The following is a 16,119-nucleotide window of genomic DNA, read 5'->3' on the forward strand; positions in this document are numbered from 1 at the left end:
GCGAATAAGCAGGAAGAAAAAACATTCGCAAAGCAATATTACAATCAAATTACATTATTAACAATTTGATTACTGGATGAGGTAAAATGTGGGTAAATAATGGTGTTATTTCCAACGGAGGAAATCGATTTAGGAAAATCAGTTATAAATAAAAAAAACAGTTGGAAAATTAAAAGACTATTTTAATGTCATATTTTTGATATATAACCATTATAAATGTAATAAAAGGATTGAAATATATCAAATTTGCTAGAAGATTTACAAAATTAATATCTTGAAAATTTCGATAAATAATTACTTTTGTAATGGATTTGTTAAATAATTTTACAAATTTTGGACATTCTCTAGTCAAAGCAATTGGTTGAGTTGGATAATTCAAGAATATTAACCTTGTTTTCCAATTTAATAGATGATATATTATTGAAGTAATTAAATGTGTAAATTGATACATTACGTACCAATTTATGAACATTTAGTAAAAAAGCCTGTTACCCCAATTCTTGCATAGTGAAAATGCATTTTTACATAGAACATGGCATCAAACTATGAAAAGACCGGGTAATAAAGGTAATTTAGGAGGAAAAAATTAAATGGCTAAAACAAACAAAGGTCGTAAATTTTTCGCGACAACTGCAACTGCTGCATTAGTAGCATCTGCAATCGTACCTGTAGCTTCTGCTGCACAAGTTAATGACTATAATTCAATCGCATCATATGCTCAAGAAGCAGTACAAGATTTAGTAGATCGTGGAGTAGTTCAAGGTGACGCGAACGGTAACTTCCAACCACGTAAATCAGTTTCTCGTGCAGAAGCTGCTACAATCTTAACAGGTGCTTTAGGTTTAACAACTTCTGATAATGTATACTTCACAGACGTTAAATCTGGTGCTTGGTACTACGATGCAATCAACGCTGCTGTAAACAATGGCGTATTTGCTGGTAAAGGCGCTGGTATCTTCGAGCCAAACGGTAACTTAACTCGTGGCGAAGCTGCTATTATCCTAGTAAATGCTTTCAACTTAGAAGGCCGCGCTAGCTTAGCTCAATTCTCAGATGAAAAATCTGTAAAAGCATGGGCTGTTGAATCTTTAGAAATCGCTGTAGGTAACGGCGTAATTAAAGGCGACAACGGTAAAATCGGAGCAAACAATGCAATCACGAAGCAAGACTTCGCTGTAATGTTCTCTCGTGCAGAAGCTGCTGCTGAAGCATTAAAAGCTAACACTGTTAAAGTAATCAACGCTACTACTGTAGAAGTTACTTTCCCAGAAGCAGTTAAAGATGTAGCAAAATTAGATATCGCTATCGAAGGATTAACAATTTCAAACAAAGTTGTTAAACAAACTGATGCAAAAACAGTTGTATTAACTACATCTGCTCACCAAGCTGGTAAAGAGTACACTGTAACTGTTGACGGTTCTGCTGTTGGTAAATTCGTTGGTGTTGCAGAAGTAATCCCAACTAAAATCGATGTTACAACTACTTCAGTTCAAGGTGTAATTGGTGAAGAGGTTACATTAACTGCTAAAGTTACTGTTCCACAAGGTCAATCAGTTGAAAATGTTCCTGTAACATTCAACATTGTTAACAACGAGCGTACAAATGACAAAATCGAAGCTGAAGTATTAACTAAAGCTGATGGTACTGCTACGTACAAATATACTCGTTATTATAGCTCTGAAGATACATTCACTGCTTATGCAACTAAAAAATCTTCAGTATTCTCAACTGGTAAAGTTTACTGGGCTAACAAAATTCAATTAGCAGTAAGTGATATCACTACAGCTACAGAATTAGCAAATGGTGCGAAGAAGTCATACAAAGTAAACGGTGCTCCAAACACAACTTACTATATTGCTATTCAAGAAAACTTAGATGTAAATCCGGATGAAGTTAAAGATGTAGACGTTCAAACTATTGGTGGCACATTCGTAAAACCACGTGCAATTAAAGGTTCAAATAACCCAGTCGTGGCAGAAGTTCGTACTAACGCTAATGGTGAAGGTGCATTTGTAGTAACGGGTTCAGAAGTATCGGCTACTCCTATTGTATTTGCTACTACAAACGGTAAAGTATATGATAACAAAACTTTACAAGCAGTGGGATCAACAGTTAAATTCTCAATCGTTGATACTTTAGTAGTGAATGTTGCTGGTGAAGGTTTAGTTGACTCAGCTGAATTTACTACTAATCCAAATGGCAAACCACAAAATACATCTTCAATTGGTGGACGTACTTATACAGTCACAGCAACTGGTAAAGATGGAAAAGTGGCTCCTGCTGGTTCAGTAGTTTACGTAACATTTGCTCATGCTGGCGAAGTATACTATGCGACAACAGGTAACTTCACACCTGTAGTTAAAGGTCAGATTGTACCATTAACAGTAGGTAAAGATGGTAAAGTTCAATTCCGTGTAGCTGGTAAAGGTTCGGATGCTTATGTAAAACCAACAGTATTCATGAATACTTATAACCAATCAGAATTGAAGTTTGAAACTAAGGATGTTCACCACGTTGGTGAAACGACATACTTCAAAGCTCCTGTAGTTGCAAATGCAACGTTAAAAGCATTAGACTCTTTAGGACGTCAAGTTTCAACTGCAACAACGGAATCAACTGTTAAATTTGTATATCAATCAGTTGATCAAAATGGTTTCGATTACAAACCAAAAAATGTAGTTATCTCTGGTACTCAAGTTGTGTATGAGCAACAGTTCGTTGGTAACGATCCAGAAACTGGTAACCCACAATATCGTTGGGTAGAAAAGACAATTAATAATACGATTGTTGAAAACTACACATTAACATTTGATGTAAAAACTTCATTCAATGGGGCAACTGTAATTGCTGGAGGTAACACTTACAATTTAGGAAGCTCTGAAACAAAAACTATTAAATTAACATCTAATCCAGACGGTCGCGCTGAAATTAGTGTGAATTCTCCTTTAGCTAATACAATTACAGTTAATGCTACGGGTGTAGGTAATATCTTACCAACAATTTCTGCTTCTGTTGATTTTGTAGGCAATTCAGTGTTACCAAACTTCTACACTGGTGCAGTAGAAGCTGTAAATGTTCAAGCGGGAACATTAAAATACCAAGGTAACTATGAAGTTGTATCTATTGTCGGTGACAATGTAACATACAAAGTGGGCCAACGTTATTTATCAAGCTATACTGAATTCATCAATGCTTTAGGTGGCCCAGGTGCTATCTTAACTCGTGAAGTTAAAGACGGTATTGTAACTTACACAATCGTACAAGCAGGTAATGTAACACTTGACACTCAATTATCAAACTTAGTAGCTCAAGCTTCTGCTTTAAATTCAGCTAACTATAGTGCGGCATCATTCAAAGCAGTAACTGATGCAGTAAGTGCAGCAAACGCTTTACCAACTACAGCAACTAATGCTCAAAAACAAGAAGCAATTAATGCAATTAATGCAGCAATTAATTCTTTACAAAAATTAGTGAATGTAACGGTTACTGAAGCAGTAGCAACAGGTGATTTCTTTAACGGTACAGAAAAATTAGGTGCAATTGGTGCAGCAGCGGCAAGTACAGAAGCTGTAATCACTTTAGATGCAGGCAAATCTTTCCCAACTACTAACTTTGTAGCTAAAATTGGAGATAAAGAGTACACTGCAACATTAACAAATGGTACTTGGACTTTAGCTCCAAAAGACGTAGAGGGTGAAGAACCTGTGGTAACTGTTGATACATTTGGTGGAAATATTACATTAGGAGCTTACCAAGAAGCACTAGGTAGTACAGAATTAATTCTAAATACTAATGGCTTAGCAGAAGAATTAGTAGGCACAGAATATGTATTAAAATTAGAGACTGGTGATGTTAAACTAGTAAAAAATATCTTTGTTGAAGGTGAATATTCGGTATTATTACCAGGTAATTTAACTCTTCAAGATGTAAAAGGGTACAAAGTAGAAGTTAAGTAATAGAACTTGTTCTCATATGGAGGTACAAAAGTACCTCCATATAAACTCTGAAATAAAGGTGGAATAGTTGTGAAGAAATCAGTTAAAGTAATGTCAAAAACGGCTATGGTAGCAGTATTAGCTACTTCGGCTTTGACACCAGTAATTGCTTCAGCAGCAGAAAGTACAGTAGAATTAAAATTAGATAAAGTTGTAATTAAATCTGGTGACAATTTAGTCTCTTTAGATGCAACTACTTTCAGTCAAGCAATACGTGCAGGGAAAATTACAGCTAATCAATTAGCATACGTTCAAGATAACCAAGGCAATATTTATGATAAAGATCAATATGCACAAGCATTACGTTATGCTTCATTAAATCAATCTGAAGCATTTAAGGCTTTATTAGATAACGATGCCAAACAAGATGTAACTCCTGTGGAAGGTACTATTAATGTAGATGGTACGATTGAATTAGACCCAACTCCTGAAGAAAACCTAAACGAAACGTTTTTCAATAACTTAGCAGCCTAACCGCTAAGGAAATGAAAGGGAGCAAATAAATTGCTTCTAACTATTATCTAGATATGCTCAGTGAAATTCTGAGTCATGGTCAACAGCTAAAGATCATGTGTCTAATCCTCCTGCATCCAGGATGTGTCTAACAACACAGAGGGGTGAAGTCAGGTGAAGTCGTACTCGAAGGTCGGAAAAGAAGTCGAGGCGGGGCTCCATAATATAACTATGGCTAGGTTGACGAATCCATGTTGAAGCATTATAAGAGAATAAATATCGCGTATTGCTAGGAGTTCGGTATTTATCGTTTAATCCAAAATGATTAAATTGCTCATTGTATAATTGGCTGTTAAACAATGTGTCCTTATAGTGGAGAGTGGAAGCCTAAGGTTATGTATGTAAGGATATAGATAATGGAACGTTTGAAGTTTTTACCGAAGAGGCATGTTAGGGCCAGTGAAGCGGTAAAAATGGCAGCAGATCCGTAGTAGTGTGGAAGGACTGCCGTTTGTATTGTTGTAGAAATGCAGCAAGAGGTTAAAACAGTCCCGAGCGAAGGGATCTAGTCAGTAATAATTATTTATTTCCCCAAAATAAGTTATTAAAGCTGATGGCACGCCGTATGCGGTGAAAGTCGCACGTACGGTGTAGGCTCCAAGTGAAATTTACATGGCTTTAGTTCAGAATGAAAAAGTAAAATGATAATTAGACTGATTTAAAAGTTAATAAATGGATTACTTATTTAAGGAGAAATAACACTTTTCTATTAGAGAGGCATTTTTTAACCCTTAAAATTCAGATTATTCAGTGATACAAGGACTAAAGAACGGTAATATAAACAGAGAATAGCGATCCAGAGGTAGAGAAAGCAAAAGCTGATTTAAAAGCTCTATTAGAAGCAATTTCAAAACAAATTGAAGCTTTAAATAAAGTGGTAGATGAAGCGCAAGAATTATTAGATAGTAAGGATGCTACAGTAGAAGATTTGAATAAAGCAGTTGAAGATATTAAAGCTGAATTAGTAAAAATTGATGATGTAGATCCAACAATCGTAACTGACCCAGCTCCAACAATTACTTCTGCAACAGGTGTAACTGTAACGAGTGTTTTTGATGGCACTACTATTAACTTTGCAGTAGACCAAGACGCAACATATACTAAAGGTACAATTGAAGTGAGTGAAGAGAACGTAAGTGCAATAATTACTTACGGAGAAAATGGTCCATTAACATTAGATACTATTTCTGAAGATGCATTATTAGAATTATTCGCTATTCAAGGTGGAAAAGGTAATGATGTTCTAGGACAAACATTAATTGATAATTCTGGTGTAACTGTTACATTAGTAGACTTAGCGGGTAATGAAACTACTTACACAGTTAACTTTATAAAAGCGGCTCTTGAAGAAGAAGAAGAAGTAGAAGAAGTAGAAGAAGTAGAAGAAGCATAATCAAAATAAACTGCACCACAATTGTTAGACGCAAACTTACAATTGGAGGTGTAGTTTTTTGGTTCTATAATATTGGTTCTATAATATTTGTTGGGGTATTCAAACAAATTTACAATAAAAAAGCACAAAATCATACTTTTTTATATACTTGAATTGTCGGGAAACAAGCAATAGAAAGGTGATTTGTGCTGTATGAATTTTAACATGAATATCCCAGGATTAAAAGATGTAGAAGTTACAAAAATTGAAGAGTTAGAGACGGGTATGGCCATTTCGATTGAACATCCGCGTCAAGCACATCAATGTCCAGCGTGCCAACAATGGACTACGAAAGTACACGATTACCGGATTCAAAAAATTAAGCTTTGGCAAAATATCGATCGGTTCTCTTGTTTCGGGATTCGCAATAATCAATTGATATTTTCCTACCTCAGTATCGCCTTTGTATTTATCAATCGCAATCGCTTTCGGTAACTGAACCCCTTTTCCGCTGCTTCTTTGAATGTTTTCAATTTTATCGCTCGAATGCTTAACGCCTGCCCGCCGGAAAGAAACGATTAAAGACTACTTAAAGCGCTACGGAAGTGAAGTGGAAATTGTGGTGTTGGATATGAGCCCTGCCTTTAAATCAGCGGTCCGTCAGTCATTAGGAAGACCGATTATTGTGGCCGATCGCTTTCATTACTGCCGTTCTATTTATTGGGCGTTAGATTCGGTTCGTCGAGAAGTTCAAAAGGACTGGCATGAATACGACCGGAAAAAATGCAAGCGAATGCTGTAACCGTCAACCCAAACTCGTTTTTTATTTGATCTTTCATCTGGTACACAACATATCAAAATTTATTTAGAATCTCGTAAATGGTTTTGTAATGAATCTTTTTGTCCGAAAAGAATCTTTACCGAACATTTTTCTTGGGTGAAACCCTATGCTCGACAAACCGATCGGCTTCAGATATTACTTCGGAGAATCGCTTTTCAATGGGGTGCCGGCAAGCTGAGTAAGTTATTCGTCCGTTTCTTCCCTGCCATCAGCCATGACACATCCTTACGATTAATTCGAGCCACACCAATCGAACTCCCTACAACTACTGCAATAGGACTCGATGATTTTGCATTCCGAAAAGGACATCGATATGGCACATTGATTTGTGATTTAATCTCTCATCAACCACTAGCGCTTCTTCCGAAAAGAACGGGTGAAATTGTGGAGTATTGGATAAAACAACAACCTCATATTCAACTTATTAGTCGAGACAGATCAAAAACCTATCGAGAAGCTATAACGAAAGCAAATCCTAACATTCAGCTGTAACCGTCAAGCTAATTTGGTTCTTACGCAAATTTGGTGAGGCTATTTTTTCAATGTTTTTCGGGTATAGCATTAGAAAAGGACTGATTTATATGTTGATTCCTTGGCATGCACCTGAAAAACAGTTGTCTTTGCAATTTATGCAAACAAGTAAATCGGCGATTATATTACATCTGCAATTGACGAAATCCTATGCATTTTGTACATCCTGCGGCACTCAAAGTACACATTTGCATAGCCACTATTCTCGATTTTTGTTTGATCTTTCATCTGGTACACAACACATCAAAATTCATTTAAAATCTCGTAAATGGTTTTGTGATGAATCTTTTTGTCTGAAAAGAATCTTTACTGAACGGTTTTCTTGGTTGAAACCCTATGCTCGACAAACCGATCGACTTCAGGTACTCCTTCGGAGAATCGCCTTTTCAATGGGTTGCCGGCAAGCTGAAAAAGTTATTCGTCCATATCTTCCCTCCATTAGCCATGACACATTCTTACGATTAATTCGTGCCACACCGATTGAATTACCTACAACCACTGCAATAGGACTCGATGATTTTGCATTCCGAAAAGGACATCGATATGGCACACTGATTTGTGATTTAATCTCTCATCAACCAATAGCGATTCTTCCAGAAAGAACTGGTGAACTTGTAGAGGATTGGATCAAACAACATCCCAACATTCAACATATTAGTCGAGATGGATCAAAAACCTATCGAGAAGCCATTACGAAAGCAAATCCTAACATCCAGCAAATAAGCGACCGCTGGCATCTCCTTAAGAATGCAAAGGAAGCATTGGAGAGATGGTTAGAGCAGCATATTCCAGCTCAAATCGAATGGCATACGCCAAATGATCAAACGCAACCAATAACGTCTATAGAGAAGCCCATTGATGAAACCAAATGGCAGGTTATTTAACAAGTCCAAAAAGATTATAAGGCCGGTTTACGCATCACAACATTGGCTAAAAAGTACCAGCTTAGTAGAGGAACAATTTATAAGTACTTAAAAAAACAAACGCCACCTCTCAAAACAAAACGTAAAGCCAAGCCATCTCAATTAAAGCTTCAACCTTATTATGAAGCCATTATTGGGTATGAAGAGCAACGTTTAACAACTGATCAAATCGTTGGAAAGCTTCGTGCAGAAGGTTATGAGGGTAGTTATTCAGCCGTCCGAAAATTTTTAGAACCACTACGCGCACAAAAGAAAAAACAATCCATCCAAACACTGGAATGTCGCGTATCAAGAACGCAAGTACTGTCCTATAACTGGAACGGTTTCACATCGTTGAATGAGAAAAAACAGTTACTTTTAAAGCGATGCATCACTGTATTTCCTGATTTATTACACATCGAAAAGATCATACAGGATTATCGAAATCTCTTTCAAACAAAAGATGTTATTGGGTTAATCGTTTGGATGAAAAAACAATTATCAAACAAACTCTCACCATTTCACAGTCACGCTATTGGAATACGTATAGATTTAACCGCTGTAAAATATGCGATAACATCACCTTATTCAAACGGCTTATTAGAGGGACAAGTGAATCGTTTGAAATGGATCAAACGTATGATGTATGGGCGTGCTAAACCAGATTTACTTGAAAAACGAATGCAATATCGTTTTGAATGATATTGTGAAATAATGATATTTTTAGATAATACATATATCCGTACTTATTCACCAAATTTGCGTAAGAACCAATTTATTTTAGCGGTTACATCAGCAAATAAGCGACCGCTGGCATCACCTGAAGAATGCAAAAGAAGCATTGGAGAGATGGTTAGAGCAGCACCTTCCAGCTCATATCGAATGGCATGCTCCAAAGGATCAACCGCAACCAATATTGTCTATCGAGAAGCCCATTGATGAAACCAAATGGCAAGTTATTCAACAAGTCCAAAAAGATTATAAGGCCGGTTTACACATCACAACGCGGCCTAAAAAATACCAGCTTAGTAGAGGGACAATTTATAAGTACGTAAAATACAAACGCCACCCCTCAAAACAAAGCGTAAAGCCATGCCATCTCAATTAAAGCTTCAACCTTATTATGCATCCATTATTAAATTGAAGAGGACAGAGGACCGTTTAACAACTGAACAAATCGTTGGAAAACTGGAATGTCAACACAAAATAATACAAACTTTATAAGGGCTGTTGCTTAAACTCAGCTGGCGTCAGATATCCAAGTGTTTGATGGATTCGAATGTTATTAAACCAATTGACGTAATCCCAAAGTTCAAGATCGAGCTGTTCAAGGGAGAGGAAGGTCATTTGGTAGACAAATTCAATTTTGAAACTCTTATAGGTTGCTTCAGCCACGGCGTTATCATAGGGACAACCTTTAGCGCTAAGTGAACGCTTGATACCGAATGCTTCCGTTGCTTCAGCCATCAGCTGATTATCAAATTCTGAGCCACGGTCTGTATGGAATAGTTGTACATCCGATAAATTGCCTTTAATTGTACTTAAAGCTTTATAGACCAAGGCTGCGTCCTTATTTGGTCCAGCACTCGCACCGACGATTTCACGATTAAAGAGGTCGACAAATAAGCAGACGTAGTGCCACTTTTTTCCGACACGTACATATGTTAAATCACTGACTAATACAGCGTATTTTTGATTTTGTTCAAATACGCGATTTAATACATTCGCAATAACGGCTTCATTACTCTGTTTCTTTTGAGGCTTGTAATAGGCCACCGTGTAATTAGACGAGATTCCTAATATTTTCATCATACGGCCAATGCGACGTCTAGAAACAATCAGACCTTGTTTTGCCAGTTCTTTCTTAATTTTTCTTGTGCCATAGTTATTGCGGCTCCGCTGAAAAATTTTGAAAATACGTTCTTCTAAATCGGCTTTTGCTGCCTGTTTTTCATGGTCATCTTTTTTTCGAAGATGGTAGTAATACGTATTGCGAGAGAATTGTAGGACTTTACACATTGCCGATACCGAATAGCGGTCTGCGTTTTTTTGAATGACCTCTATTTTCGTCCCATGATCAGCGCTGCTTGCTTTAAAATATCGTTCTCCATGCGTAACTGCTTCACTTCTTTACGTAGTTGGAGTAACTCGTTTTCTTCGGTAGAGCGATTGTCTTTGGCTTTAAATGAACCTGTTTCTTTCTGGTTTTTAATCCAGCGATCCAAAGCAGATGGTGTAATGTCATATTCTCTGGCAATATCTGCACGAGACTTCCCATTTTCATAAAGTTTAACTAATTGTAGCTTGAATTCAGGGGTATAAGTACGACGTTCTCTTTTCATAAGGTACACGCTCCTAAGGGTTATCATATTTTTAGTATACCCCTTATGGAAGTTGTTTAGTTAAGTGTAGACTATTCAAACTTCACACAGAAGGCTATGAGGGTAGTTATTCAGCCGTGCGAAAGTTTTTAGAACCACTACGTGCACTAAAGAAAAAACAATCCATTCAAACATTGGAATGTCGCGTTTCAAGAACGCAAATACTGTCCTATATCTGGAAAGGTTTAACATCGTCTAATGAGGAAAAAGCTACTGTTTAAGTGATGTAACACTGTATTTCCTGAGTTATTACAAACCGAAAAGATTATACAGGATTATTGAAATTTCTATCAAACAAATGATGCTAACGGGTTAACCGCCTGGATGAAAAAAAATTATCAAACAAGCTCTCGCTACTTCACAGTCACTCTCTTGGAATAAGTATCGATTTAACAGCTGTAAAAAATGCGATCACATTAGAACGTTATGCTGAAACTAGTAATAGTTCAAAAAGAACAGGTACTACATTTAGATTAGCTAACTTATTTAGAGAAAATCCTGATATAAAATATTACTCAATAGCAAAAGAGTAAATAACTGGTACAGGTCCTGTTGGATTAAATATCGATAGCGCACTAAGTGATATTTTAAGTGTGAGAACAACGGAAATTAGACATACTTCAACTTCTGATGATGGAGAGAAATATTTAGTTTTATTTTTCGATGAAGACTTTAAAATTACTCATTATATGAAAGTGGAATAAGTATAAAATGTTTTAATGTTGAGGCTTGGACAAAACCTACCTTAAAGTTAATAGCAGTCCAAAATTTATGAACATTAAAATTTGGACTGCTTTATTTTTTATTTCAGCTTCGCACCCGTTGTTCTCCGTTAAGGCGGACGCTTTCTTAAGGGCACGGCTTGAGCCTGTAGTCAACTCAAGTATGATTCAATTCACCTTCAAATCATTAGCGATAGCAATATAAATGACCATGGAGCTTTTACTTTTAATCATATCTAACGCAATAACATGTTTCATATAATTTCTCCTATTTAGCTAAGCATAGAAGCCCTCACAATATCTTACCGATTCCACTTTCTTATACAAGATCACTTTGGACCCAACATACTAAACTGATTCCATAAGGGCGTAAAGTTAGCGGTTTTTAATATGAAGTGGAATTTGTTTCAGAGGTTGGTCAGCTTTTTTTACTTCTATTAACATTAGTATGTTTTTATCAAATAGCCCTAATTAGAAGTTTGAAAAAAGGACAACATAACTGTCCCCGCGCCACCTTGAGTATGGTAAAATAAAAAAAATGAATAAAGAAGGTGCAAGGTTGTTTAAGGATATTTTTAGATTTTGTTTAGTATTGGTTGCTACATTTTTTTTGTTTCCGACTATTGGAAATGCCGCAGTGACCCCATGGCCCGCACCTACAACTGCTTCACAGCCAGATAAGCAATGGGAGATATCGTTTAGTGAGCAAGTGGATCGCGATACAGTGAGTAATGAAACGATATATGTTTCTACAATTAGCGGGAAGAGAGTGGACACGAGCTTTTCATTCTCATCTGATAAACCAAACCTAGTCGTTGTTGAACCACCAATAGGGGGTTATGACCTTGGAGAAACCTACATCTTACATATTGGACAATCAGTTGGCTCTTTTCCACATAATGAAAGACTAAAGAATCATGTAGAAATGAAATTTTCTATTATTTCTAGTGAAAATCACCAGTTTGTTCAAGGGAAATGGGATACAACGTACCAAGCTACTTCGATTATAGCAATTTTTAATGCAGATTTTACGAGTAAAGTAACTATACCAGGTCTCATCAGCAGCACAGGTTATTACTCATTAGAAGGTTCTTACATGACACTCCGTATGTTGGGGAGAACGGTATCGGGAGAAATTACAAAAGTTTCAGACCGAGAATTTTATATTACGAGTGCGTCTGGTAGTGTAATGTATTTTACAAAGCAATAAGGACATACAAGATACGAGATACAATAGGGGGAAATTATTAATGAAAAAAGGAAAAACAAGCCAAAAATTATTTAAAACAGTACTAGCTGCTTCAGTAATGACAGGGGCAGTTACTGCGGTAGCTCCTATGTACACAGATGCTGCTAAGCCAGCCATTTCAGATATCTCTAACAACGAACACCGTGAAGCAATTATAAGTTTGCTTGACCGAGGTGTCGTTGGTGGATTCTCGGATGGTACGTATAAACCAAAACAGCAAGTGACACGTGGAGAAGCGGCAAAAATCATTGCAAAAGTGCTTGATTTAGATACGCAAAACGCAAAAGATCCTGAGTTTACGGATATATCAAAGAACCATCCATACTATGGTGAGATTGCTGCACTCGTTAATGCGGGCATCATTTCAGGTTATGAAGACAAAACCTACAAATCAGGTAATCCGTTAACACGAGGACAGATGGCTAAAATCCTTTCGGTAGCATTTGGATTCCAAGAGGAACAACTGAAGGGTCAACGTTTTACAGATGTTATAGCAACAAATTGGTATTCAGGTTTCGTACAAGCATTATTAACGAACAATATTACGAGCGGTACGTCTGCGACAACATTTTCACCGAATGACTTTGTCACACGTGGACAATTGGCTTCTTTTGTTGTGCGCAGTGAAAAGGCGGCAGCTGTAAAAAATCCGTCACCAATACAGCCACAACCAACACAACCAAAAGATGAAGACACAAAGCCAGTGACAGATCCAAATGAAGGGAAAACAGAAACACCTCAAAAGCCATCACAGGCTGAAATTGAACAAAAATATATGACTCAGCTTTCAAAAATTGAAGGGGAAGCGAATCAAAACATAAATAGATTACTAAGTGAAGCAACGAGCGACTATGAAACAAAGAAAGCAAACGGAGAAAAAATCCAGCTTTCTGATTTTATAAGTAAATATATGGGGGCGGCAAGTGGCCTTGAATCACAAACAGACGCTGCCTTTAATAGTGTAGTCTCACAATTAGAGGCGGAGCTTGCAGCGAATGGTTATTCTACAGAGTCTGTAAAGAGTATCTCGGATAGCTATAATGCCTCTAAAGAGTCGCTTAGAAATAGTATATTAGGTCAGTTTGGTATTTAATAGATATCGGAAATTACGGGGACTGTCCTTAAAATAATACGAAAAAACACTAATTAATGACCCACCTCTAATTGTAGGACAATCTAGCCTACCATTAGAGGTTTTTTGTATCCGATGGGGGAAGAGAGGACGAGTTCAAAAAAATTTTGGGAAATTATCATAATAAATACTAATAAATACAAAAATAAGATAATGTTAAGTAAAAGATGGTTTAAGTTATCGGGAGATTTGTTATAGTAGTGAATGGGGAAATAAATAGATAAATAGTATTATTGATAGCACGCTGTATGCGGTGAAAGTCGCACGTACAGTGTAGGCCCAAATCGAAAGTCATCTAGTTAATGGTGATATAAGCTGGGAATAGCGAGAATAGGAATAAGACAATTAAAACTGCTGGTATTTATGGTCCGGCTACTGGAACTGAAACGGTTCAAGGGAATGTTACGATCTCAAGCCCAGATGTGACTTTGCGTAATACAGTTATTGAAGGCGATTTAATTTTAGGAGAAGGTATTGGAGAAGGTGAAGTTTACTTACACGGTGTCACGGTAAAGGGCCAAACGATTGTTAATGGCGGTGGAACTGAAAGCATTTACTTCACAGACTCTGTTTTAGCGACTGTTATTGTAAATAAAAATACAGGAGCTGTCCGGATTGTTGCAAAAGGAAGTACACAAGTATATGAAGTACAATTAGAAACTCCTACAATTGTAAGAGAAGAAGGGTTAGATGCGAATGCTTCAGGCTTTGAAGATGTTATTATTTCTGAAGCAATGCAATCAGTAGGAGAAGGCTATCATGTTCAACTCGAAGGTGAGTTTGAAACAATCAATTCAAGAGCGACAAATATTCGAATTGATTTAGCGGCAGAAACAGATATTCGTACATTAGCATTAAATGCCGCAGCACAAGTTTTAGGTACAGGTATTATTAGAACAGCCGTAATAAATGCTGATGGTTCTACAATTTCACAAAGACCACAAAATGTTGTACTCAATATAAGTGGTGGCGTTACAGTTGACAATGAAACGATTACTGACAGTTATTCAGATGAATCTGTTGAATCGACAACTATTCAATCGATTACAGCTCAACAAGGTAGTATTTCACTTGAAATGGAAAATTTTGTAGCTGGATTAAATGTATCTGATTTTACTGTATCAGCCAATGTAGATGGTGAAGATTATGCTTTACATAATCTAAACTATCAACCAAACCAAAATCGTATTACTTTTGATCCTATAGAAATAGGGGACAATATTGGAAAAACAGCTAATATTACAGTGACGCCAAATTCTAGTAAAGTAACAGGTGGGGCAAAGACTGCTTCATTTGAATTGGGTACAGGGTTTGCAGGCAGACTTACTGACATTCAAGGTGTTGGTGCTCAAGGGGTAACAATTAAATTTAGAGAGGGTACCGGTGCAACTGGAGGTAACGTTGTAGGAGTAGTAACAACAGACAGTTATGGATACTACAGTGTTAATTTACCTGCTGGGACGTATACAGGTGAGGTTTCGGGTCCTGGCTATGTGACAACGTACATAAATGGGGTAGCAGCTTCCGATGTATTTTTAACGGATCAAAATGAAACAATTATTCGTGCAGCAGCATCAAATGAAGTGAAAATCATGCTTTCCTGGGGAGAACGTCCTTGGGATGTGGACTCACATTTAACAGGGCCAACAGTAGAGGGGTCGCTATTCCATATTGCTTACTATAATAAGGAAGAAGTGAAAAATGGCATTACTTATGTTGATTTAGATTGGGATGATACGGATTCATATGGTCCGGAAACGACAACAATTCGTAAATTGCTTGATGGAGAATACCGTTTCTATCTGCATAATTTTTCCGGTGATCATCCGTTACGCCAATCTCAATCAAAAGTTGAAATTTTTAAAGGAAATGCAAATGTTCCAGCTGCCACATTCGAAGTACCAACGGGTGAAGGCGATGAGAGATATTGGGTTGTCTTTGATTTAATCGTGAGCAATAATGGCGAATCATTTGAGATTAAGCCAGTAAATACAATGGTTGGTGAAGAAACTTTAATGGTTTCAATTAACGGTCAGCCTATAGAATATCAAGAATTTGTAACACCCGGTTCATTATTAGAACTAAGCGCAAGTGAAGGAACAGAAATTCGCTACGAGATCAATACGGATGATTATTGGATTGAAGCGGATATAAACAGTCCATTATATACGAGTCCAATAGAAATTACAGACAAAATGAATATTAATATTGCTCTTATTAAAGAAGGCATTATTGTTGGAAGAGAAGAACATTATTTTGATATAGCATCTTTAGAAATCGCAAAACAGTTAGTCGAAGAATTAGAGGCGATGGATCTAACAGATGAAAATGCTGTTTACAATTCATGGTCTGTTCATGACCGTGCAAAACGAATTGTTGAATCTTTGCCGTCATCAGCTGAAACGCAAGATTTATTGACTCGATTAGATATAGTGAGAGCAGCGATTGATGAGGCTTATTCACAGTTGAGCTATTGATTTT

The 16,119-nt window shown here is 36.9% G+C and carries 11 protein-coding genes and 1 pseudogene; 11 read left to right on the forward strand and 1 reads right to left on the reverse strand.

Features of this window, described 5'->3' with window-relative positions:
- Positions 1-590: 590 nt before the first annotated feature.
- The 8 genes and pseudogenes from MKZ25_RS03095 (at position 591) to MKZ25_RS03125 (ending at position 8,856) form a co-directional block, all read left to right on the forward strand.
- The gene (locus tag MKZ25_RS03095) at positions 591-3,956 is read left to right on the forward strand and encodes an S-layer homology domain-containing protein (RefSeq protein WP_340800090.1); all 3,366 of its coding nucleotides are present in this window, start codon (positions 591-593) and stop codon (positions 3,954-3,956) included.
- Positions 3,957-4,025: 69 nt separating this feature from the next.
- The gene (locus tag MKZ25_RS03100) at positions 4,026-4,469 is read left to right on the forward strand and encodes a hypothetical protein (protein ID WP_340800091.1); all 444 of its coding nucleotides are present in this window, start codon (positions 4,026-4,028) and stop codon (positions 4,467-4,469) included.
- Between the two features lie 913 nt (positions 4,470-5,382).
- Complete coding sequence (locus MKZ25_RS03105) at positions 5,383-5,901, forward strand: hypothetical protein (RefSeq protein WP_340800092.1); 519 nt, start codon at positions 5,383-5,385, stop codon at positions 5,899-5,901.
- A 192-nt stretch (positions 5,902-6,093) separates the two neighbouring features.
- The gene (locus MKZ25_RS03110; protein WP_340800093.1) at positions 6,094-6,375 is read left to right on the forward strand and encodes a hypothetical protein; all 282 of its coding nucleotides are present in this window, start codon (positions 6,094-6,096) and stop codon (positions 6,373-6,375) included.
- Positions 6,376-6,442: 67 nt separating this feature from the next.
- Positions 6,443-6,673, forward strand: a pseudogene (locus MKZ25_RS03115) (transposase); the annotation flags it as partial.
- A 144-nt stretch (positions 6,674-6,817) separates the two neighbouring features.
- Positions 6,818-7,213 carry a transposase gene (locus MKZ25_RS19840; RefSeq protein WP_445326849.1) on the forward strand — a complete coding sequence of 132 codons (396 nt, stop codon included), beginning with the start codon at positions 6,818-6,820 and terminating at the stop codon, positions 7,211-7,213.
- 89 nt (positions 7,214-7,302) lie between these two features.
- Positions 7,303-8,136, forward strand: coding sequence for an ISL3 family transposase (locus MKZ25_RS03120; protein ID WP_340800094.1), 834 nt, complete (start codon positions 7,303-7,305; stop codon positions 8,134-8,136).
- Between the two features lie 42 nt (positions 8,137-8,178).
- Positions 8,179-8,856, forward strand: coding sequence for a hypothetical protein (locus tag MKZ25_RS03125; protein WP_340800095.1), 678 nt, complete (start codon positions 8,179-8,181; stop codon positions 8,854-8,856).
- Positions 8,857-9,372: 516 nt separating this feature from the next.
- Here the strand turns inward: MKZ25_RS03125 and MKZ25_RS03130 are convergent.
- A protein-coding gene (locus MKZ25_RS03130) for an IS3 family transposase (RefSeq protein ID WP_340800096.1) occupies positions 9,373-10,523 on the reverse strand; the annotation gives its coding sequence in 2 pieces (ribosomal slippage) (positions 9,373-10,250 and positions 10,250-10,523; 1,152 coding nt in all).
- A gap of 1,293 nt (positions 10,524-11,816) precedes the next feature.
- On the opposite strand from MKZ25_RS03130, the gene MKZ25_RS03135 reads away from it, so the two are divergent.
- The 3 genes from MKZ25_RS03135 to MKZ25_RS03145 all read left to right on the forward strand — a co-directional run bounded on the left by MKZ25_RS03135 (position 11,817) and on the right by MKZ25_RS03145 (position 16,115).
- Positions 11,817-12,467, forward strand: coding sequence for a hypothetical protein (locus tag MKZ25_RS03135; RefSeq protein WP_340800097.1), 651 nt, complete (start codon positions 11,817-11,819; stop codon positions 12,465-12,467).
- 40 nt (positions 12,468-12,507) lie between these two features.
- The gene (locus MKZ25_RS03140; protein ID WP_340800098.1) at positions 12,508-13,599 is read left to right on the forward strand and encodes an S-layer homology domain-containing protein; all 1,092 of its coding nucleotides are present in this window, start codon (positions 12,508-12,510) and stop codon (positions 13,597-13,599) included.
- A gap of 467 nt (positions 13,600-14,066) precedes the next feature.
- Positions 14,067-16,115, forward strand: coding sequence for a hypothetical protein (locus MKZ25_RS03145; RefSeq protein WP_340800099.1), 2,049 nt, complete (start codon positions 14,067-14,069; stop codon positions 16,113-16,115).
- Positions 16,116-16,119 lie beyond the last annotated feature (4 nt).

Origin of the sequence: Solibacillus sp. FSL W7-1464, from assembly GCF_038004425.1 — a bacterium.
GTDB lineage: Bacteria > Bacillota > Bacilli > Bacillales_A > Planococcaceae > Solibacillus.

Bases quoted from the DNA above. Each gene is read 5' to 3' on its own strand.
- MKZ25_RS03140 (WP_340800098.1), top strand. From the start codon at position 12,508: ATGAAAAAAGGAAAAACAAGCCAAAAATTATTTAAAACAGTACTAGCT.
- MKZ25_RS03120 (WP_340800094.1), top strand. From the start codon at position 7,303: ATGTTGATTCCTTGGCATGCACCTGAAAAACAGTTGTCTTTGCAATTT.
- MKZ25_RS03095 (WP_340800090.1), top strand. From the start codon at position 591: ATGGCTAAAACAAACAAAGGTCGTAAATTTTTCGCGACAACTGCAACT.
- MKZ25_RS03110 (WP_340800093.1), top strand. From the start codon at position 6,094: ATGAATTTTAACATGAATATCCCAGGATTAAAAGATGTAGAAGTTACA.